Below are 20,828 nucleotides of genomic sequence, written 5' to 3'. Positions count from 1 at the left end.
TCATTTACGAGCGCCGACCAGGCGGTATTTTTTTACAGGGACCGCCGGCAGGCTGTTCAATATTTTCCAGTCGGGGCGGGTCACGATGCGCCCGTCGAGGATCACCACGCGCCCCCGATCGGCGCCGGAGCGGATCAGCCGCCCCGCCGCCTGGCGCAGCTGCATTTTGGCGCTGGGCAGCACCACCTTGACGAAATTTTCGCGGCCCTCCAGTTTGGCGCGCGCCTCGCCGACGGGATCGTCGGGATGGGGAAAAGGAATGCGGTCGATGATCACCTGCGTGAGCGCCTCGCCGGGCACGTCGATGCCCTCGCGGAACGACGCCATGCCCACCAGCACGCTGCGCTCGTTTTCCTTGAACAGTTCCAGCAGTTCCGTGCGCGGCAGGTCGCCCTGCACGAGGATATTCAGCCGATCCTTTTCAGCGTTCATCTTCAGATAAGCGGAAACGGCCGTCAGCAGCCGCCGCGACGAGAGCAGGATCAGCGTCGCGCCGCCGTTTTCGCGCGCGTATTTGCGGCACACCCGCGCCACCGCGTCGGCGTAGCCCGGCGACATCACCGGCATCCCCAGATCGACGACGTCGATCTCCATCAGCGAAGACAGATCGAACGGCGAATCGAGCACCGCCGTCTCGTCGGGGGCCAGCCCCGTCTCGTTGGCCCAATACTCGAACGAATTGTCCACCGTCATCGTCGCCGACAGGGCGACGACTTTTATCTCATCGTCGTCGAAGGCCGGCGGGATCAGGTCGCCGCCGTTCACACAGGAGCTCTTCAGGCTGCCGCCCTCGCGCCAATAGGCCCACTCGGGATAGTTCTGCGTGTCGTAGCACCAGCGCAGCGAGTCGCGGAACGCCGTCAGTTCGCCGTTCCAGACGGCGATCCCGCCGTCGTCCCGCAGGGCGTTCGCGTCGTGCCCGCCGCCGGCGGCCGCTTCCTGAAGTTCGTCCAGATGGCCGATGATCCGGTCGCATTTGACCAGCAGCTCGGCCGTGTCGTTTTTCAGCTCCGGCGGATAGGCCGTGAAACTTTTCCCGTCGGGCAGCAGCGCGGCAAGCTGATCGAAAACGCTCTCAAAGACCCGGCTCAGATCGGCCACTTCCTCGGCAAAACGATCGGCCGGGCAGTCCACGCTGCGCAGCAGAGACGCCTCCACCTTGTCGAGGCGGGGCGCGCGCCGCAGAAGACGCTGCCAGTCCCGCGCGTCGACGCCCACCTGCGTGACCGCACGGGCCGCGTCCTCCATCTTATGCGCCTCGTCGCAGATCAGCAGCCCGAAAGGGGCCGGAAAGGGCTTGCGCTGCCCCAGCACGTAGGAGAAATAGACGTGATAGTTGGCGACGATGACACGCCAATGCGACAGGTTGCGTATCACCTTGTTATAGAAACAGCGCTCGTGATGCGGGCAATAAGGACCGAGACAGGTCAGATAAGACGAGGCGATGCGCTCGCGGGCCGGATGGGTGTCGCCCAAGCTCAGCTCGCTCAGGTCGCCCGTTTCGGTGGCATAAAGCCAGCCGCTGATGTCGCGCGAAGCTTGCCCCTTATCGCCGCCGAAGTCGAGAAAACCTTCCGCGCCGATCTCGCGGGCTTTGCGGATGCAGGCATAGTTGCCGCGGCCTTTGAGCAGCCCATACGGCAGGTCGAGCCCCAGCACGTCCAGCAGCGCGGGAATGTCCTTGTAGATCAGCTGTTCCTGCAGCGTGATGCCCGACGTGAGCACCAGTACGGTGCTGTTGTTCGCGGCCGCCCAGCGCATGGCGGGGACCAGCATCGCGTAGGTTTTGCCGACGCCCGTCGGCGCTTCCGCCGCCAGAAGACGCCGGTCCGACTGCAAAAAATTCTCTATTTTTTCAGCCAGTTCGCGCTGCTGCCGGCGATATTCGAAATTTGGAAGGCGCGCGTTGAGAATCCCTTCGGGACCGAAAAAATCTTCCATGCGATCACCGTGTTTTTCTGTTAGAATAGGCGGAGTTTTTCAAAGCGCTCCGAAAAGATATTTTACAACGACTTGCACCGTTTGGCCCACATTTCCATTTTATTGTTTTTCTGGTAGAATATCATTTGTCTGTTGCGAATAAACCACGGTCCGTGGTAGAATTCTTATCGTTTAACCGGAGGAGGTGAACCGAATGCCCAACAAGAAGTCCGCTATCAAGCGCGTCCGCACTTCTGAGAGAAACCGCCTTTACAACCGCTACTGGAAGAGCCGCTGCAAGACCGCCATGAAAAAGGTCCTCGCCACCGTCCAGAACGGTGACGCCGAAGCCGCCGTGCTCCAGCTCAACGCGGCCCAGTCCGTGTTCGACAAAGCCGTTGTCAAAGGCGTGCTCCATCGCAATACAGCCGCCCGCAGAAAGGCCCTGATGACTGCGAAGGTCAAGTCCCTCTCCGCCGAAAAGCCCGCCGAATAAGCTTCACCGACCATAAAAAATGCCGCCGAAAGATGAATGAACGTCTTCCGGCGGCATTTTTTGTTTTTCCGATTTCGGCTTTTATCCCGCGGCGCGGGACATGACGGCGAGAAGAAGCTTTTCCAGCCCTTCCCAGCCTTCGCCCTCGCCGCTGCGCTCGCTCCAGGACAGGCGGATCAGCTCGCCCAGCCACAGTGACAGGAGTTCGGGACCGTAGGTCTGCGCCATGGCGCGGGCCGTTTTTGTCTGAAAATTGGTGAGATGCACCGCTCCCGCTCCGGCATCGCCCAAGCGAGCCGCGAACATGGCGCCGCGCACGCGCTTATGTACCGCCGCAAGCGCGGGGATCAGTTCGCCTTCCTCGCGCAGGATCGCGAGATTTTTCACGGCAGCGGCGACGTCGGCCTTGGCGACGGCGTCGAGCAGGTTGAGCACGCCTTTGCCGCCTTCGTCCATGGAAAGGGAATTGACCTGTTGCACCGTGATGCGCTTGTTCGGCGCCGCTTTGGCCAGCTTGTCCACCTCGCTGCGCAGCTCTTCTTCGTCTTCGATCCACTCCGCCAGCAGCGCCGCCGCCGCGGCGTCCAGCGTACAGCCCGAAGCGCGGGCAATCCTCTGCAGCCAGCCGACGCGCTGGCTCGGCCAATAAGGCGCCGTTTCATAGGGTACGGAAAAGGCCGTTTCGAAAACGTCGCCCAATTCCTTCTGCAAAGATTTGTCGGAATGGATCAGAAAGATCACGTCGGCGTCGCCGCGCTCGACATATTTTTTGTACTTGTCGGGCAAAACGCCCAGCGACCGGCCGTCGTCGACCTCGAAAATCCGCCGGGGGACAAAGAGGCTCGGCGTCAGAGCCTCTTCGAACAGCTCAGGCCACGCGGCCGTTTCCAGACGCCGGTCCAGCACGTAGCCTTTCTTTTCGTAAGCGGAGAGCGTTTCCGCGCGAAGACGGGGCTGAGCGCCCGCCGGCGCCGCGATGAGCACCAGCGCGGGCATTTACTTCACCACCAGGTTGACCAGCTTTCCGGGAACGATGATGGTCTTGACGATCGTCTTGCCCTCGAGGCGTTTTTTGACCGCCTCGTCGGCCATGACGGCAGCCAGCAGCGCGTCCCTGTCCAACCCGGCCGGCAGTTCGAGTTTCTCGCGCACTTTGCCGCTGAACTGCACGGGGACCGTCACCGTCTCGCTGACAGTCAATCTCTCGTCATACTCCGGCCATTTGGCCAACGACACGCACGGTTTATTGCCGATTTTAGCCCACAGTTCTTCGGCAAGATGCGGCGCATAAGGCGACAGCAAACGGGCAAAGACGTCCATCATGCCGCGGTAGCACACGTCGGCCTTGCTGGCGTCGTTGACCAGCACCATCATCTGCGAGATGGCGGTGTTGAAGTTCAGCGCCGCCGTATCGTCGCTCACCTTCTTGATGGTCCGGTGCAGAGTCTTCTCCAGTTCGGCCGGCAACGGTCCGTCGCTGACGGGCTTTTCGCCCAGCTTCCACACCCTCTCGAGGAAACGGTACACGCCCTGAAGCCCCTGCGTGGACCAGGGTTTGGACATCTGCAGCGGCCCCATGAACATCTCGTACAGCCGCAGCGAATCGGCGCCATAGCTCTTGACGATCTCGTCGGGGTTGATGACGTTCTTGAGCGACTTCGACATCTTGGCGACGACGCGCTCCAGCTTCACGCCGGTCCCCTTTTCGACAAACGAGTCGGGAGCGGGCTCCTCCACCTGATCCACGGCGACCAAAGATTTGTCGGGACGCTGATAGGCGAAAGACGTGATCATGCCTTGGTTGACGAGGCGGGCAAACGGCTCGTCCGTGTTGACCAGGCCGAGATCGTAGAACACTTTGTGCCAGAAACGGGCGTACAGCAGATGCAGCACGGCGTGTTCGGCGCCGCCGACGTACAGGTCGACCGGCATCCAGTAGTCGATGGTGTCGCGGGCCGCGAATTCCTTGTCGTTGTGCGGGTCAAGGAAGCGCAAATAGTACCAGCACGAACCGGCCCACTGAGGCATGGTGTTGGTCTCGCGCCGAGCGGGAGCCCCGCAGACGGGGCAGGTCGTATTCACCCATTCTTCCACGTTGGCCAGCGGCGATTCGCCGGTACCGGTCGGCTCGTACTTCTTCACCTCGGGCAGCAGCAGAGGCAGCTGCTCCTCGGGAACGGGCACGGTGCCGCAATGCGGGCAATGGATCAGCGGCATGGGTTCGCCCCAGTAGCGCTGGCGCGAGAAGATCCAGTCGCGCAGCTTGTAGTTGACGGCTTTTTTGCCTTTGCCATGCTCTTCCAGCCACGCAATGACCGTATCGATTGCCTCCTGCATGCCAAGACCGTCGAGGAAACCGGAATTGACGTGGGGACCGTCGCCTTCGTAAACTTCTTCCTGCACGTCCACGTTGCCTTTCAGGACTTCGACGATGGGCAGGCCGAATTTCTTGGCGAACTCCCAGTCGCGACCGTCGTGCGCCGGCACGGCCATGATGGCGCCGGTGCCGTAGGAAATCAGCACGTAGTCGGAGATCCAGATCGGCACGCGCTGCTCGTTCAGCGGGTTGACCGCATACGCGCCCGTGAAGACGCCGGTTTTTTCTTTGTTCAGCTCCGTCCGTTCGAGCTCCGATTTGAGCGAAGCCTCGCTCACGTATTCCCGCACCGCTTCGCGACACTCTGAGGTCGTGATCTTCTCCACCAGCGGATGCTCCGGCGACAGCACCATGTAGGTGACGCCGAAAAGCGTGTCGGGGCGAGTCGTGTAAACCTTGAGATCGCCGTGCCCGCCCTCGATCTCGAAGGTCACTTCAGCGCCGACGCTCTTGCCGATCCAGTTGCGCTGCATGATCTTGATCGGTTCGGGCCAGTCGAGCTTGTCCACATCGTTCAACAGGCGCTCGGCGTAATCCGTGATCTTCAGAACCCATTGACGCAGGTTACGGCGATGCACTTGATGACCGCAGCGTTCGCAATGTCCTTCCTTGACTTCCTCGTTGGCCAGTCCCGTCTGGCAGGAAGGACACCAGTTGATGGGAATCTGTGCCTCGTAAGCCAGCCCTTTCTTGAATATTTGCAAAAACAGCCACTGCGTCCATTTATAATATTCGGGATCGCAGGTGGAGACCTCGCGATCCCAGTCGTAGCTGAACCCCAACGATTTGATCTGAGCGCGGAAAATGTCGATGTTCCTCTCCGTCGTCACCTTGGGATGAGTGCCCGTCTTGATGGCGTAGTTCTCGGCCGGCAGTCCGAAAGAGTCGAATCCCATCGGGTGAAGCACATTGTAGCCGTTCATGCGCAGATAGCGGCAATAAATATCCGTCGCCGTATAACCTTCGGGATGTCCCACGTGAAGCCCGGCTCCCGAAGGATAAGGGAACATGTCCAGCACGTAGCGGCGTTTGTCGTCAGGCACCGCGGGATCTTCGAACGTCTTGAAAGTTTTGTGCTCGTCCCAGTAGTCTTGCCATTTTTTCTCAATTGACTTGAAATCGTATTCCATGCAGAAGCTTCCTCCTCGAAAATTCTTGCGCACAAGAAAAAATCACTGCGATTATAGCAGTTTTTCGGGATCTGTTCACAAAATTTTGAAAAACTATGGCTCAACCACACTGGCGCGGGCCAGCGCTTCGCCGACCGAAAGCACGCGAATCAGTTCGATTTCGGCGTCGAGCCGCGGCTTCTCCTCGCGGGAGCTGACCACGGCGCGTTTAAAGCCCAAACGGGCCGCCTCGCGCAATCTCTGCGCCAAACCGGAAACGGGACGCACTTCGCCGGCCAGTCCGACCTCGCCGATCAGGCAGCACTCGGACAGGACGTTCCGCCCCGTCAGCGCCGAAGCCATCGACGCCGCCAGCGCCAAATCGGCGCCGGGATCGTGGATCTCCAGCCCGCCGGCGACGTTGCAGTAAATGTCGTCGCGCAACGAGGGCAGAGCGCAGCGGCTCTGCAACACGGCCAGCAGCATGCCGATCTTGTTGGCGCCAAGACCGATGCCGGCGCGCTTGGGGTAGGCGAAGCTGCTTTCGCTCGCCAGCGTCTGGATCTCCGCCACAAGCGGCCGCGAGCCTTCCATGATCACGGTCATGACGACGCCGGATACCGCCCCGTCGGAACGATTCCAATAGAGATAGCTGGGATCGGGCACTTCCGCCAAGCCGTCGCTGCGCATCTCGAAAATGCCCATCTCGTCGGTGCCGCCGTAGCGGTTCTTGCTGGCCCGCAGCGTGCGGTACACCGACGAATTGTCGTCGGCGAACATGACCACCGCGTCCACCATGTGCTCCAGCAGCATGGGGCCGGCGATGCGCCCTTCCTTGGTGATGTGCCCGACGAGCACCATGGGAATGCCGTGCTCTTTGGCGTAGTTGACACAAACCTGCGCCGTGGCGCGCACCTGCGTGGGCGTGCCCGGCCAGCCTTCGGCCTGCGAGGTGCGCATGGCCTGGACGCTGTCCACGACGATCAGGCTGTGGTCTTTCGCCAGCGCCAGCGCGTCGTCGATGACCGTGTGACAACAGACGTCGAGCCCGTCGTGAAGAATCTTTAGTCGTTTGGCGCGCAGCCCCAGCTGCGACGGCGACTCTTCGCCGGAGATGTAGAGCACGCGGCGCCCAGTTGACGAAATGTGACCGCAGACCTGCAGCAGCAGCGTCGATTTGCCGATGCCGGGCTGACCGCCCAGCAGCACGACGCCGCCGGGCACCCAGCCGCCGCCCAGCACGCGGTCCAGTTCGCCGAATCCGGAGGCAAGCCGCCGAGGCGGCTCCAGCGTGCTGATGTCCACCGGCGTGAGGATCTTCGCCGTGCCGGCGGCCGCCATGCTGGGCGCGACGGGAATCTCTTCTTCCAAGGTGCCCCAGGCGCCGCAGCGCGGGCACTTGCCCGAAGGGACCAGGGAAACATAGCCGCACTCAATGCAGCTGTACCGCTTGCCGTCTTTTTTCGCCATGGTTCCTCCTTCGCCTCTGACGGCGCGCTAACGCTTGTAGCCGATGATCCGGTTCAGCAGATCGCGGCGCGCCTCGATATCTTCCGCCGTTTCGACGCCCGCCGGCGGGAAGCCGTCGATCACGCCGGCAATACCGCGTCCCTGTTCGGTTTGGGCGACGATGATCTGCAGCGGGTTGGCCGTCGCCGCGAAAACGCGGCACACTTCCTGACAGTTTTTGATGCGGTCCAGCACGTTGAGCGGATACGCCTTGCGCAATATGATAAAAAACGTGTGCCCGCAGGCGATCGCCCGGGCGTTCCTGACGGCCAGATCGACCATCTCCTGATTATTGCCTTCGTAACGGATCTTGCAGTCGCCCGACGCTTCGCAGAAGGCTACGCCGAACTCCATGCCCGGCGCCGAGGTCGCCATGACCTCGTAAAGATCTTCCGCCGTCTTGATGAAGTGGCTCTGCCCGACGATCACGTTGCAGTCCGAGGGAAATTCCGCCTGTACGATGTGCCACTGAATGTCCGCCATTGTATTCTCCTCCATTTCAAGCATTTTTGAGAGCTTGTTCAATCATACAACGTCAGCCGTAAAATCGCGACAAAAAATATCCCGCGCCGAAGGACGCAGGATATTTTTTGTACCGGAGCTACTTCTTTTTCTTCAACTCATTGATGACGTCGGCGGTGAGGTCAACGCCGCCGAACTGAACGGCCTGGGAATCGAGAACCACGTCGCAGCCCTTGTTCTTGGCCACGGTGCGGACGGCCTGGCGGATCTCCTTGTAGATGGGCTCCTTGAGCTTCATCTCTTCCTGCGCGGCTTCGCGGCGTTTGGCTTCGATCGTCTCGGCGCCTTTCTTCTTGTCGGTGACCTTTTCGAGAGCGCTTTTCAGCTCCTGTTCCTTGGAACGATACACCGCTTCGATTCTCTTGCTGACCTGCGCGAAGTTGGGATGATTGAAAAGGATCCTCTGCATGTCGGCCACGCCGATCTTCGTATCGGCGTAAGCCGCGCCGGCGATGACCAGCGTCAGAGCTGCAAGCAGCGTAGAGACACGGAAAAACTTCTTCATTTGGTAATTCCTCCTTGGTTCAGTCTGTTTTGACGTGGTCATTGTACTGCAAAGACGCGATTCCGTCCAGACCGTTGAAAACAACAATATATTTATCGCCGTCCTACGGCAATGTCCGGATTTTACCATCAACTCACAATGGTGCTCATGAACGCCTCGAAAACGCCCATAAAAAAACGACACTTGACCAGAAGCGGACTTCCAGTGTTAAATTATTCGAGGTTTTCGGCCGTCCCGGTTCCGGCCGCCATAGACGATCAAAAGTGACGGAGGTTCTCTGTGCGCATCATCATCGCAATTTCGGGCGTTATTTTCCTGTACGAAACGTTCAGCATGATCTGGCCGCTGCGGCTCCCTCTCTGGGGCAAGCTGGCCGCCGCGGCGCTGCTGCTGGCGGGAGCTTTCAAAAACTCCATCTACCAGCGGCTGGGCGGCGGCATGTTCTTCGCCCCCGATCTGCCGCGCTGGGTCATGATCGCGGGCTCGCTGCTTTACAATCTGCTGATCGTGGCGCTGTTTCTGCTGCTGATCAAGGACGCGGCCTGGCTGCTGTGGAAACTCTGCGTCCACCGCCCGTTTCCCGCCGCGGGGGCCTCGCTGCTCGTCTTCGCCCTCGCCGCGGCGCTGACCTTTTACGGCACGTGGGAGGCGATCCGCGTGCCGGACGTCGCCGAGCGCCCCGTGACGATCCGCGGGCTGGCTCCCGAGTTCGAGGGGCTCAGGGTGGCGCTGCTCGTCGACCTTCATGCCAGCGCGCTGAACCGCCGCCCTCTGATCCAGGCCATCGTCGACAAAACGATGGCGCTCAAGCCCGACCTGATCCTGATGCCCGGCGATTTCGTCGACGGGCTGGTCAGCCAGCGCAGGGCGGATCTGGAGCCGCTGGCGCAGCTGAAAGCGCCGCTGGGCGTTTTCGGCTCGTCGGGCAACCACGAATACTATTCGGGCTTCGACGCCTGGATGAAGCAGCTGCGCGAGTTCGGCGTCACGATGCTGGAAAACGAGCATCGTGTGCTGATCCGCGGCGCAGGACGGCTGGTGCTGGCCGGAGTTTCCGACCAGCAGGGAGGGCGCCTGGGCTACGCCGCGCCCGATCCGGACAAAGCGCTGGCCGGCGCGCCTCGCGGCGTTCCGGTCATCCTCATGGCCCACCGCCCCGAGGCGGCGCGCGAAAACGCGGCCCGCGGCGTAGCCCTGCAGGTGTCGGGGCACACGCACGGCGGCATGATGCCGGGGCTCGACCGGCTCGTCGCCCGGTTCAACGGCGGCTTCGTCAAGGGATGGTACGACGTCGGCGGCATGAAACTGTTCAACAGCCCCGGCACGTCGCTCTGGAGCGGTTTTCCGCTGCGGCTCATGGATCCCGCCGAAATCACGCTGCTTACGCTCCGCGCCGCCCCATGATCTCGCGGCAAAAAAAACTAAAGAAGCGCGCTTCCGCGGTTGAAACGATCGCGAAAACGCGCTTCTCTTTCGTCTCTCTGATTCTCTTCGCCGATTGAAAAAAAAATCGTTCGGCTTCTTCGTTGAAAACCGTCTTCTCTCAACGACTACGACGCCAGGCTCTCCAGCGCGCAGACCAGATCGCCGAGACGGTTGATCTGTCCGCGCCGGAATGCCTGAATCATCAGTTTCGCCCGCCCGCCGCGCGGAGAAGCTTTCTGCGCCAGGGACAGTCCCGGCAGCCAATCAAGCGGCAGAGCCCAATCCTGCTGCTGCGCGTCCTTGAAGGCGTACAGCGCGCGGTTCAAAAGCCGCGTGGCGCGCAGGGGTTCTATCCGCGATAGCGGCAGTTCTTGCAGCCGCGCGCGCAGGTCTTCCGTGTCTTCATAGCGGGCCAGCTCCCGTTCCAGCACCGCGGCCAAGGCCGACACGTTGAAGGGGAATTTTTCGGGCGACGCCAGGCGGCTCAGCGCCAGCGCGTAAAGTCGCGCATCCTGCTTCATGACGCCGGCATCGACGTGTTCCATCACGTCCTCTTCCGTATGCCACCACCAGCTCATGAAGCTGTTCGCCGTGCCGTCCGGCGAACCGTCGGGCAGCGTCGAGCTCCAGCTCATGCAGCTGGAAACGCCGATGTTCTTGAACGACAGGTCCCAGCCCGTCACGAAGCCGCCGGGGCGCAGGATCTGACCGGTCGCGTCGGCGACGACGGAAGCGTACAGACCGCGCAGGTCCGGCCCCGAAGAGCCGCGCGCGAAGTCGTCCGCGCCGCGCAGCCCCGGCATGTCGGCGTTGCACAGCGCCAGACAGCGGCGCTGCAGCGAATCGAAATTGTCCGCGGCGAAGGCCGACGAGCCGGCGTAGCGGCCGTTCGAGTGTCCTGACCACCAGCAGATCTTGATTCCCCGCGCCAGCGGTCGTCCGGCGAAAAGTCCGGCCATCGCGAGCGCGACGGCGTTGCCGGTGGCGTTGTCGCAGGCGCCGTAATGCCACGAATCCAGATGGTTGCCCAGCAGCACATACTCCTCGCTTTCGCCGGGCAGGTCGGCTTCGAGCACGGGTATATCGCGGCAGCCGCTCTCCACTCGCGTTTCGAGTTCGAGAACCGCCTCTCCGCCTCTGGCGCGGCGAATCAGTTCCTCGCCCTCGCCGCGCGGCATGACCGCGACCGGCAGCGCGGGATAAAGCGAACTTTCCCATGGGTCGGGCTGTCCCCAGATAAAATTGACGTTGCCCTCGTGGATCAGCGTTTCGTCGCCCTGTTCCCAGACGCAGACCAGCGCCGCCGCGCCGCGGTCCTGCGCGTCCATGGCCGCGACCGGCGACGCGGTGCGCGCGACGACGATCTTTCCCAACAAGTCGCGCTCGCGCGGGGCGCCGCGCGCGGCCAGAAGGTCGAGCGGATTGTGCAGCAGTTCCGTCTTTTCGACAAAGACCGGCGTCCCCCGCACGGGCTCGCGCGTCGAAGCACAGAAGCTCCACGTCTTGCACGGCAGGCGGCGCTCGCTTCCGTCCGCGTCGATCAAGGTCAGCCGCGCCGAGACGGGATCGCTGAGCCAGACGGGATAACGGTGCAATGTCCATTTCACGCCGGCGCGGTTGAGGCGTTCGGCGATAAAGTCCGCCGCCTTCGCCTCGCCCTCGCGCCCCGACCGGCGGTCAAAAGCGGCGATCGTTTCGACGTCCTTCCAGACGCGGCCGTGATCGATCGCGCCAAGAAGGTCGCGTTCCGCGGACGTCAGCATTTCGCCGCCGGCAGAGGAGCTTTCAGAAACTCCTCCACGAAATCGCTCAGATAGCGAACCGTGCCTTCGAAAATCTGGCGTCCCCATTCGGGATTGGCCTTGGCGCAGCCGTCGTCGTCGCCGCCGAAGGTACCGGTCTTGGTGAACGCCGCCGTCGAGCGGATGATCTTCACCGTCGCGCCCCTGAAAGTAATGGCGTTGCCGTACGTGCTTTTCAGCTCCGGCGTCAGGGACCGGATCTCCTCGGGGACGAAGTTCTTTTCCTTGCGCACCCAGTCGGGGCGCAGCGCCATCATCACCGCCGCCTCCTGACCGCCGCCGTGGCCGCCGCCCCACCGGGGATCGAGCTCGCGGGCGATCGTCCACCAGTCCAGGATCGCCCCCAGCCCGCCGCGTTCGTAGATCCGCAGGCACGCCGCTTCAAGCGCAGGATCGTTGCCGCCGTGTCCGTTGAGAAAGGCGAACCGGCGCACGCCGGCGTTCATCAGATGCTCGGCGACGCTCGTCATCACCGACTGCAGCGCCGCCGTGCCGATGTCGATCGTGCCGCTGAACTCCGTGTGATAGGGACACACGCCGTAGGGCATCGCCGGCAGCACGACCAGACGGTCGGGAGAGCGCGCTTCGAGCCGGCGCGCCATCTCTTCCGGGATCGTGAAATCGGTTCCCAGCGGGCCGATGGAGCCGTGCTGCTCGGTGCTTCCCAGCGGGACCAACGCCAGCAGATCGTCGGAAGCCGCTTCGCGGAACTCGTACCACGTCATCGAAGCCAGATACATTTTCAATTCCTCCCGTACTTCCCGAACAAAAGCAAGGAGAGATCCCCGCCGCGCGCCGGTCGGCCGCGGCGGGAACCTCCGTCATGACTGGACGAGCCCTAGGCGAAATGGCGCTTCAGCGTCTCGTCCGAAGCCCTGCGGGTCACCAGACTGACGACGATCATGACGATCATCGCGTAAGCCCAGCAGACCATCAGCGGGTTGAAACCGAAGGCCCAGCCGGGATGTTTCAGCGTCATCAGCACGAAGAGGACCTCGCCCACCGCCACGCCGGCGAACGCGCCCGCGCGGGTCGCGCCCTTCCAGTAAAGCCCCAGCAGCACAGGCGCCGTCCAGATCCCCAGCCCGCCGAAAGCGAACAGGATCAGCTTGAAGATCGTCGCCGGACGGGAAACGCCGAAGCAGATGGCGATCACGCCGATGATCACCGTGACGTAGCGCGACAGTCGCAGGATCTGGCCGTCGGTCGCCCGCGGGTTGATGCGCATCTGGTAAATGTCGCGCGTGATCGCGCCCGTGGCGGAGATCAGCAGCGAGTCGATCGTCGACATGCCGGCCGCCATGATGCCCGTGATCAGCAGCGAGGAAATGACGGGCGACAGACTCTTCTGCAGCAGCAGCGGCACGATGAAGTCGATGTCCTTGCCCTGAAGGCCGGGAATGGAAACGATGCCGTTGACGCCCGACCACTCGATCAGCGTCGCGGCGATCCACATGCCCAGCGTGCCGAGGATCGTTGCCTTGAACATGACCTTGTAGTCTTTCATGGCGAAGAACTTCGTCACCAGCGTCGGCTGCGAGATCGAAAAGAAGCTCCACAGCACGATCATCGACACGTAGTTCGCCCAGCCGTACGCCCCGCCGACGCCGGGATGGGACATGTAGGCGGGATTGAGTTCGAGCAGCTTCGCCGAGATCGCCTCGAAGCCGCCGCCGAGATCGAGCGACACCGCAAACGTGACGATGGCCGTGGCCAGCATCAGGCCGCCCTGGATCACGTCGGTCAGCATGGCGCCGCGGATGCCGCCGCTCATGCAGTAAAGGATAACGACGATCCCCATGCCCACGATGCCCACCCACTCGGGCGCGCCCGTGTAAACGCGCAGGATCACGCCGGCGCCGATGGTCTGCGCGCCCATCATCGGGATCATGAAGAGGATCATCAGCAGCGCCTGGAACGTGCGCAGACCGTTGGACTCGAAACGGTCGCCCAGATAGTCGGCCAGCGTCAGAAAACCCTGCGTGTGCCCGAGCCTGATGAGCTTACGCCCCACCAGCAGCACCGGGATGATCATGGAGAACACCAGCCCCGGCACGGAAATGGACAGCCCCGCGAAACCGACCTTGTAGCAGGTCGCCGGGCAGCCCATGAACGTGCTCATGCTGTACTGCGTGGCGAAATAGGCGAAGCCGCTGACGATAGCGCCGGCCTTGCCGCTCATGACGAAGAAGTCCTTCAGCGTGTTGGTGTTTTTCGCCGAAAAATACCCGATGCCCGCCATCAGCACGAAATAAAAAGCGAGAACGCCGTAAAAGACCGACGGGATCGGCTTGAGCATTGTCCCTACGTCCATGATGAACTACTCTCCCTTCCGCTCTTCGTCAAACTCGTGATACTCGGGACGGCGCATGGCCTGCGCATAGAACACGACGATGAGGATCATCGTGATCGCCGTGTGGGCCGTCCAGCCCACGATGAAACTGGGCAGCCCGTAAATCACGGGGATATACCGGGTCGCGTAAAAGAACGGGAACGGGACCATGATGATAAAAAACAGAAAACCGAATATCAGCGCCCATTTTTTTTCAAAACTATTGCTGAAAATATCCATTCAAGCCGCTCCTTTCAAAAGGAATGCCTCTGCCGCACCTCCGCCGCCGACCTTGAAAACACGCCCCCTTTCCCGGTCTCAGGAATATCGCACACGCCTAAAATCCGGCGTCGTAAACAAAAAATAAATGTATCCAAAAAGACCTCGGCTTGAGTATAATAATTTTCCCTGAGCGTGTCAATGGATCCATTTTTTTCGACGGCGGGCGATGCCATGATACGGTTTCTTTATCAAAAAATCGAACCTTGCGGCAAGGCGCGTAAGATCCGCAAAGCGAGCTGCGCAGACTGCGCGGCAGTCGAGATGGTTCTGAGCGACTGAACTTACCCGCAGCGCCCGGCAAACCATGTTAGCGCTTTTTATCAAGAAGCAGTACGAGATCTATTTCGCGATCTGCCTTTCGACGCGGTCAGCCCATAACGGCAACGGCCCGGCGGGAGCTGGAAAATTTCAGCTCCCGCCGGGCCGTTATTGACTTTATGTACGATTTTTCAGAACCGCGCCAACAGTTCCTCGACCGTCTTCTTGCCGAACATCGGCTGTCCGTCGTTGACGACGCAGCAGGGAACGCTCATGACGTTGTACTTCTCGCGCAGCGCCGGGAAGTGGTTGAGATCGTAGATGTCGACGGAGACGCGCGGATTCAGCGAGACGATGCGCTGCGCCGCGGTCACCAGCTCAGGGCACATCGTGCAGGTCAGGCTGACCATGATCGTCATGTGGACGTCGCGATCGAGCGCCTGAGCCTGCGTTTTCGTTCGCTCGTCGATGCGCTGTCCGGGACCGGCGAGGTTGTACAGCCCAAGCACGAACGAGGTGAACTCGTGTCCGCCGGGCACGCCGTGGAACGCCACGCCCGTCTCGCGCCCGTCGGCACGGCACACTCTGACGCAGGGGGCGCCGTCGTCCGCCGCGGCGGATTTTTCCACGGTCAGCTTGTCCGTCAAGGCCGCCAGCGCGTCCATGTAACGTTCCAGCTCGCGCGAAACGGGCCGTTCGTCCAGCGACAGACGCAGGATCAGCGGCGACTCCATCTTGGCGAACAGGTCGTTCAGCTGCCGGACCATGTCGTCGGTGAAGAGCGCGCCGTCCGGAGAAACCGTCGGGGCGTTCTCGGTGCGGCCGGAATCGACGGGTTGATGCACGGCCGCCCGCTTGTGGGGCACTTCCGGCTTCAGTCCCGTCTTCTTCTGCATTCCCGCGCAGTATTTTTCAAGCTCGGTCGCCGCCAGAGCTCCGTCGCCGACGGCCGTGACGACCTGACGCAGATTTTTGATGCAGACGTCGCCGGCGGCGTAGACGCCGTCCGCCGAAGTTTTCTGCTGCCGGTCGGTGATCACGTAGCCGTGCTCGTCCAGCTCGACGATGCCCTTGAAAAGTTCCGTGCTCGGCGAGTAGCCGGCGAAGACAAACACGCCGAAGGTGTCGCCGTTCTCCGGCTCGAAGACCGTGCGCTCGCCGGTCTTGCTGTTGACGTAGACCAAGCGGCGCAGCACGGAATCGCCCGAGACGCTTTCCACCGAAGTGTTGGTGAGCACGGTGATCTTCTCGTTCCGCCGCGCCTCGTCGGCCGCCGACTTGGCGCAGGAAAAGTCGTCGCCGCGGACCAGCACGGTGACGTGCGAAGCGTATTTGGTAAGGAAAACGCTCTCCTCCGCCGCCGCGAAACCGCCGCCGACGACGAAGACCGGCTTGCCGGTGAAGAACTCGCCGTCGCAGGTCGCGCAGTGGGCAACGCCGTGCCCGCGGAAATCCAGTTCGCCTTCGAATCCGACCGCGCGCGGATGCGCGCCCGTGGCGACGAGCAGGCCGAAACACTCGAAGACGCCGCGGCTGGTCGAGACTTTGCGGATCTCTCCGCCGGCATCTATGCCCGTGACCTCGGCCAGCAGGAACTCCGCGCCGAAATTTTCCGCCTGGCGGCGCATCTTTTCCGTCAGCTCCGCGCCGCTGGCACGCTCGACGCCCGGATAATTGACCACTTCGGACGTGATCGTGATCTGTCCGCCGAATTTTTCCTTCTCCACGACCAGGACGCGGTAGCACGCCCGCGCCAGATAAAGAGCGGCGGTCAGTCCTGCCGGACCGCCGCCGATAATGATCGCGTCGTAGAGATTTTCGCCCGCGCTCACTTAGAGCGCTCCGACGAGGTCGAGGCTCGGCTTCAGCGTCTCCGCGCCGGGCTTCCATTTGGCCGGGCAGACCTGGTCGCCGTGCTCGGCGACGAACTGACAGGCCTGCAGCTTGCGCAGCAGCTCGTCGGCGTTGCGGCCGACGTTGCCGGAGTTGACCTCGTAGGCGACAATCTTGCCCTCGGGATTGACGATGAACGTGCCGCGCTCGGCGATGCCCTCCGCCTCGATGAGGACTTCGAAATCCTTCGCCAGCGCTTGGGTCGGATCGGCCAGCATCGGATAGGTCAGCTTGGAAATCTTCTCGGAATGGTCGTGCCAGGCCTTGTGCACGAAATGGGTATCGCAGGACACGGAGTAGATCTCGCACCCGGCCGCCTTGAACTTTTCGTAATTGTTTTCCAGATCCTCGAGCTCGGTCGGACAGACGAAGGTGAAATCCGCGGGATAAAAGAAAAACACGCTCCACGTGCCGAGGATGTCGGCCTTGGTCACGGTCTTGAACTCGTTGTTCTGATAAGCCGAAACCTTGAAATCGGAAACTTCCTTGTTGATAAGAGACATATGGAATTACCCCCTTGAATGTTTTTCGGATTAGCGTTAATTAACCCTGACTAAAAATATCATATTTTTACGCGATGTCAAGAGGGGGGTCGAGCGAAAAGCGAATTTTTTAGCGCTCCACGGGAAAAGAGGGCCGCCTCGGGTTACAGATCCTTCTCCTTGACCGCGGGGCCGACGTACCGATCCATCACGAGCGCCAGGTAGAGATTGAGGCAGGTGCGGAAGTCCTTCAGGTCCAGTCCCGATTCCTTGTTGAGCTTGTCGAGGCGGTAAATCAGCGTATTGCGGTGCACGTGCATGCGCCGCGCCGCCTCGACCAGCGAAAAACCGCTTTCGCACCACTCGCGGATGGTCTCGCGCATCTGCTCCCAGTCGGGGTAGCGGCGGAAAGCGCCCGTCACGGCCTGGACAAAACGGGTGCGCACAGGCGAATCGATCGTGGTGATCACGTCTTCGAGGCGGTAATCGGCGATGTTGTACACGCCCGGCTGCTGTCGGAATTTCTTGCCGAGAAACAAAGCTTTCCACGCTTCCTGATAGCTTATCGCCAACGCGGAGATGCCCAGCGCCGGCGAGCCGATGCCGATGGCGGCCTTGAGATCGAAGGCTTCGATGGCCTGGAGAATCTTTTGTGCGCGCGCCGCGGCTTCGTCGATCATGGCATTCTCGTGCTCCGTCTTTTCGCCGCCGGCCGCAAAAAGGATCACGAAGCGGTTGTTGCCGAGCATGGCCGAAAGATCGCGCGGCTCGGCGAAGAGTTTGCGAATCGAAGCGAGCACGGCTTTTTTCACGTTGAGGATGCGCGTCTCGGCGTTCTCGCTCTGGCGGCGCATCTGCTCGCGGACCTGCAGGGCGAAACGGCCGAACTGGTACAGGTCGACGGCAATGGGGATGTAGTGCCAGGTGCGGTCGTAACCGTATTCGGACGCGCGCGACAAAAGGAGCGCCTCGTTGCTGACGCCGGGGACGAAGGAGCCGATGTCCTGAACGAGATTCTGCAGCGTGCTTTCGCGATTGACCGAATAGGCGTACAGCTCGCGCTCGCGCAGCAGCAGTTCGATCTGCCGCTTCACGATCGTAGCGAAAGGAGCCACTTTTTCAGGATCTCCGGCGATGGCCACAGTGCCGGCGATCTGCCCGTTCATGCTCTGAATGGGTGCCGTCACGCCGGGCAGCGTGCCTCTGAGCTGCTGCGCCTGTCTTTCGCCGGTGCGAGCGTTCTGTCCGCTGGCGACGACGGGTAGCGATGCCTCGTGAAACTGTTCAAGACGGTCCTTGTTGCTGGAACCGACGATAACGCCCTCCGTATCGGTGATGATTACGTCGAAATTAATGGCCGAAGCGACGGCGGCGGCGATCTCCTGGGCGCATTTGCGCAGCAGGACGTTTCCTTCTGAATTCTGATCATACATCTTTCTCACCTTGTGCTTAAAGTATAAACACCGTCAATATTTAGCCATAATTTTTATATTTTTGCAATAGCGTATTGAGTGATCTTTCACGAATAATCCTCCAAAGTTGTCAGTCAAGTTCCGCTTATGCCTTCCCTGACCGAACGAAAAACGGGAAACATGCCGCGGCGCATGGAACATTCCTGTCCGAATGTGTTAAGATGTACTTTATTGACTCGTTCATCGGCAAATTTTCATTCTTCGAACGCGAAAGGATTTGATTTAATTGGCAGAAAATGCGCTTGAGGTGCTTCGCGCACGCGGCTTCATCGACTGGACGACGGACGACGCCGGCGTCAGGGAATTGTTCGACAAGGGCATGGTTACCGCCTACGTGGGCTTCGACCCCACCGCGGACAGTCTGCACGTCGGCCATCTGATCCCGCTGATGGGGCTGGCCTGGCTGCAGCGGCTCGGGCACCGGCCTATCGTGCTGGCCGGCGGCGGCACGGGCATGATCGGCGATCCTTCCATGAAGAGCGCGGAGCGCAATCTGTTGACGATGGATCAGATCCGCCACAACGTGGAAGGCGTCAAAAAGCAGCTCATGCACTTCGTCAGCTTCGACTGCGGGGAGAATTCCGCCCTGCTCGTGAACAATTACGACTGGCTGAGCGCCATGAACTTCCTCGAATTCCTGCGCGACGTGGGCAAGTTCTTCACGATCAACAAGATGATCGCCAAGGAACACGTCAGGAGCCGCATCGAGGACCCGACCAAGAGCCTTTCCTTCACCGAGTTCGCCTACACGCTGCTGCAGTCCTACGATTTCTACCATCTCTACACGACCTACGGCTGCCGCCTGCAGCTGGGCGGCAACGACCAGCAGGGCAACATCACCAGCGGCATCGACTTCATCCGCAAGCACGAAGAGGGCGCGGCGGTGTACGGCGGCACCAATCCGCTGCTGCTGACTTCCGCCGGGCACAAGTTCGGCAAGACCGAGGGCGGCGCCGTCTGGCTCGATCCCGCCAAGACCTCGCCCTACCAGTTCTATCAGTTCTGGGTCAACAGCGAGGACGCCACGATCGCCAAGACGCTGCGCTACTTCACGTTCCTGCCCCTCGACGAGATCGACGCGCTGGTCGCGCGCCACATGCAGGCGCCCGAGAAGCGTGAAGCGCAGCGCGTGCTGGCCTACGAGATCACCAAGCTCGTCCACGGCGAAAACGTGGCGGCCAACGCCAGGCACGCCAGCGAGATCCTCTTCGGCGGTTCCTATACGCCCGAAGACCTGACGGAAGACATGCTCCACACGCTGGCGGCCGAGACGCCCTGCGGCAAAGTCGCTTCGCTGCCCGTGCCGCTCGCCGACGCGCTCGCCGAGGTGGGCGCGTGCAAGAGCAAGGGCGAGGCCAAGCGCCTGATCGCCGGCGGCGGCGTGTCCGTCAACGGCGTCCGCGCCGACGAGGGAGCGCAGCTCGAAGACAGGGACGTGCTTTGCGGCTACTTTTCGCTGATCCGCCTCGGCAAAAAGAAATACTTTATGATCGGCCGCAAGTAGATGAGCTTCGCCGTTTCGGCCGTAGAATTCCTGCGCAAAACGTTCGCCTACCCCGGCTGGCGCGGACGCGCGCTCTACGGCCTCTTCCGAAGCGTTTTCGCCCTCGCGCCCATCCGCCGGCGGCTGATGCTCGACGCGCTCAAAGCCTCGTTTCCCGAAAAGGACGAGGCGTGGCGCAAAAGCACGCTGCGCGGCATGTACCGCCACTTCTCCTGGATGATCGTGGAGTTCCTCGCCTGCCAGAACGATCCGTCGCTGGTCACGAAAATGGTCGTCGAAGTGGAAGGACGCGAGCACGCCGACGCGCTGAAAGCCTCCGGACAGGGATGCTTTATCCTCTCGGGGCACTTTTCCAACTGGGAGATCTGCGGCGCATGGTTTCCGCAGAACGGTTATCCCGTGCAGGCTGCCGCGCGCGACGCCGACAACCCCGAGTTCGCGGCGCTGATCGAACGCTACCGCGCCAACCTCGGCGAGACCACGCTGCGCAAGGGGGCCATGAACGTGCGCCATATGCTCCGTCTCGCGCAGTCCGGCCAATGGATCGCCCTGCTGGCCGATCAGGACGCCGGCCCCGGCGCCGTGCCCGTCACGTTTCTGAACCGCCGCACCACCATGGTGGAAGGCCCCGCCGCGCTGGCGCTGACGGCCAAGCTGCCGCTGCTCGCCATTTACTCGCTGCGTCTGGCCCCGTTCAAGTACCGCGTCGTCTTCCTGCCGGACCTCGCCGCCGGATTCTCCGGGCGCAGCCGCGAAAACATCGCCGCCCTGACGCAAAAAGCCAACGCCGTGCTCGAAGACATGGTGCGCCTCGCTCCCGAGCAGTGGTTCTGGTTCCACCGCCGCTGGAAGACCGACCCCGACCGTCCCGGCGTGAAAATGCAGTGACCTTTTCCGCTTCCGCGGACTTCGCAACAAAAACATCCCGCGCCGGCGGGCC

The 20,828-nt window shown here is 61.6% G+C and carries 17 protein-coding genes; 4 read left to right on the top strand and 13 right to left on the bottom strand.

What is annotated here, in order from left to right:
• A complete protein-coding gene (locus tag FYJ74_RS03890; protein ID WP_154528285.1) occupies positions 1-1,941 on the bottom strand; it encodes an ATP-dependent DNA helicase in 1,941 nt (646 codons plus the stop codon).
• 193 nt (positions 1,942-2,134) lie between these two features.
• On the opposite strand from FYJ74_RS03890, the gene rpsT reads away from it, so the two are divergent.
• Positions 2,135-2,416, top strand: coding sequence for a 30S ribosomal protein S20 (gene rpsT, locus FYJ74_RS03885; protein ID WP_078017157.1), 282 nt, complete (start codon positions 2,135-2,137; stop codon positions 2,414-2,416).
• 81 nt (positions 2,417-2,497) lie between these two features.
• On the opposite strand, the gene holA is transcribed toward rpsT, so the two are convergent.
• From holA to FYJ74_RS03860, 5 genes are all read right to left on the bottom strand, one after another.
• On the bottom strand, positions 2,498-3,412 hold the full coding sequence (gene holA, locus FYJ74_RS03880; RefSeq protein WP_154528284.1) for a DNA polymerase III subunit delta: 915 nt from the start codon (positions 3,410-3,412) through the stop codon (positions 2,498-2,500).
• Positions 3,413-5,923: a leucine--tRNA ligase gene (gene leuS / locus FYJ74_RS03875; RefSeq protein ID WP_154528283.1), complete on the bottom strand. Its 2,511-nt coding sequence runs from the start codon at positions 5,921-5,923 to the stop codon at positions 3,413-3,415.
• 93 nt (positions 5,924-6,016) lie between these two features.
• Positions 6,017-7,372 (bottom strand): DNA repair protein RadA, encoded by a 1,356-nt coding sequence (radA, locus tag FYJ74_RS03870; protein WP_154528282.1) that lies wholly within the window; start codon positions 7,370-7,372, stop codon positions 6,017-6,019.
• A gap of 27 nt (positions 7,373-7,399) precedes the next feature.
• Positions 7,400-7,894 (bottom strand): adenosine-specific kinase, encoded by a 495-nt coding sequence (locus FYJ74_RS03865; RefSeq protein WP_154528281.1) that lies wholly within the window; start codon positions 7,892-7,894, stop codon positions 7,400-7,402.
• Positions 7,895-8,012: 118 nt separating this feature from the next.
• Positions 8,013-8,438 carry an OmpH family outer membrane protein gene (locus FYJ74_RS03860; protein ID WP_154528280.1) on the bottom strand — a complete coding sequence of 142 codons (426 nt, stop codon included), beginning with the start codon at positions 8,436-8,438 and terminating at the stop codon, positions 8,013-8,015.
• A 279-nt stretch (positions 8,439-8,717) separates the two neighbouring features.
• Between FYJ74_RS03860 and FYJ74_RS03855 the strand changes: the two genes are divergently transcribed.
• A complete protein-coding gene (locus FYJ74_RS03855) occupies positions 8,718-9,842 on the top strand; it encodes a metallophosphoesterase (RefSeq protein WP_154528279.1) in 1,125 nt (374 codons plus the stop codon).
• A 146-nt stretch (positions 9,843-9,988) separates the two neighbouring features.
• Here FYJ74_RS03855 and FYJ74_RS03850 read toward each other — a convergent pair whose 3' ends face one another.
• The 7 genes from FYJ74_RS03850 to FYJ74_RS03820 all read right to left on the bottom strand — a co-directional run bounded on the left by FYJ74_RS03850 (position 9,989) and on the right by FYJ74_RS03820 (position 18,345).
• Positions 9,989-11,626: a M28 family peptidase gene (locus tag FYJ74_RS03850; RefSeq protein WP_154528278.1), complete on the bottom strand. Its 1,638-nt coding sequence runs from the start codon at positions 11,624-11,626 to the stop codon at positions 9,989-9,991.
• Positions 11,620-12,405 carry a creatininase family protein gene (locus FYJ74_RS03845; RefSeq protein WP_154528277.1) on the bottom strand — a complete coding sequence of 262 codons (786 nt, stop codon included), beginning with the start codon at positions 12,403-12,405 and terminating at the stop codon, positions 11,620-11,622. Before FYJ74_RS03845 ends, FYJ74_RS03850 begins: the two co-directional genes overlap by 7 nt.
• Before the next feature lie 98 nt (positions 12,406-12,503).
• Positions 12,504-13,979 (bottom strand): sodium:solute symporter family protein, encoded by a 1,476-nt coding sequence (locus tag FYJ74_RS03840; protein WP_154528276.1) that lies wholly within the window; start codon positions 13,977-13,979, stop codon positions 12,504-12,506.
• Between the two features lie 6 nt (positions 13,980-13,985).
• Entirely contained in the window at positions 13,986-14,237 is a 252-nt protein-coding gene (locus FYJ74_RS03835) for a hypothetical protein (RefSeq protein WP_154528275.1), read from the bottom strand.
• A 491-nt stretch (positions 14,238-14,728) separates the two neighbouring features.
• Positions 14,729-16,369: an FAD-dependent oxidoreductase gene (locus FYJ74_RS11930; protein ID WP_326830862.1), complete on the bottom strand. Its 1,641-nt coding sequence runs from the start codon at positions 16,367-16,369 to the stop codon at positions 14,729-14,731.
• Positions 16,370-16,933, bottom strand: coding sequence for an alkyl hydroperoxide reductase subunit C (ahpC, locus tag FYJ74_RS03825; RefSeq protein WP_154528274.1), 564 nt, complete (start codon positions 16,931-16,933; stop codon positions 16,370-16,372).
• Positions 16,934-17,076: 143 nt separating this feature from the next.
• Positions 17,077-18,345 (bottom strand): CdaR family transcriptional regulator, encoded by a 1,269-nt coding sequence (locus FYJ74_RS03820; protein WP_154528273.1) that lies wholly within the window; start codon positions 18,343-18,345, stop codon positions 17,077-17,079.
• 265 nt (positions 18,346-18,610) lie between these two features.
• Here FYJ74_RS03820 and tyrS point away from each other — a divergent pair, with 265 nt between their 5' ends.
• Together tyrS and FYJ74_RS03810 are read left to right on the top strand one after the other, a co-directional pair.
• On the top strand, positions 18,611-19,888 hold the full coding sequence (gene tyrS / locus FYJ74_RS03815; protein ID WP_154528272.1) for a tyrosine--tRNA ligase: 1,278 nt from the start codon (positions 18,611-18,613) through the stop codon (positions 19,886-19,888).
• The gene (locus FYJ74_RS03810) at positions 19,889-20,776 is read left to right on the top strand and encodes a lysophospholipid acyltransferase family protein (RefSeq protein WP_154528271.1); all 888 of its coding nucleotides are present in this window, start codon (positions 19,889-19,891) and stop codon (positions 20,774-20,776) included. It begins immediately after the preceding gene.
• Positions 20,777-20,828 lie beyond the last annotated feature (52 nt).

It is taken from the genome of Pyramidobacter porci, assembly GCF_009695745.1.
GTDB lineage: Bacteria > Synergistota > Synergistia > Synergistales > Dethiosulfovibrionaceae > Pyramidobacter > Pyramidobacter porci.
This window is presented reverse-complemented; position numbering and strand designations above follow the sequence as displayed.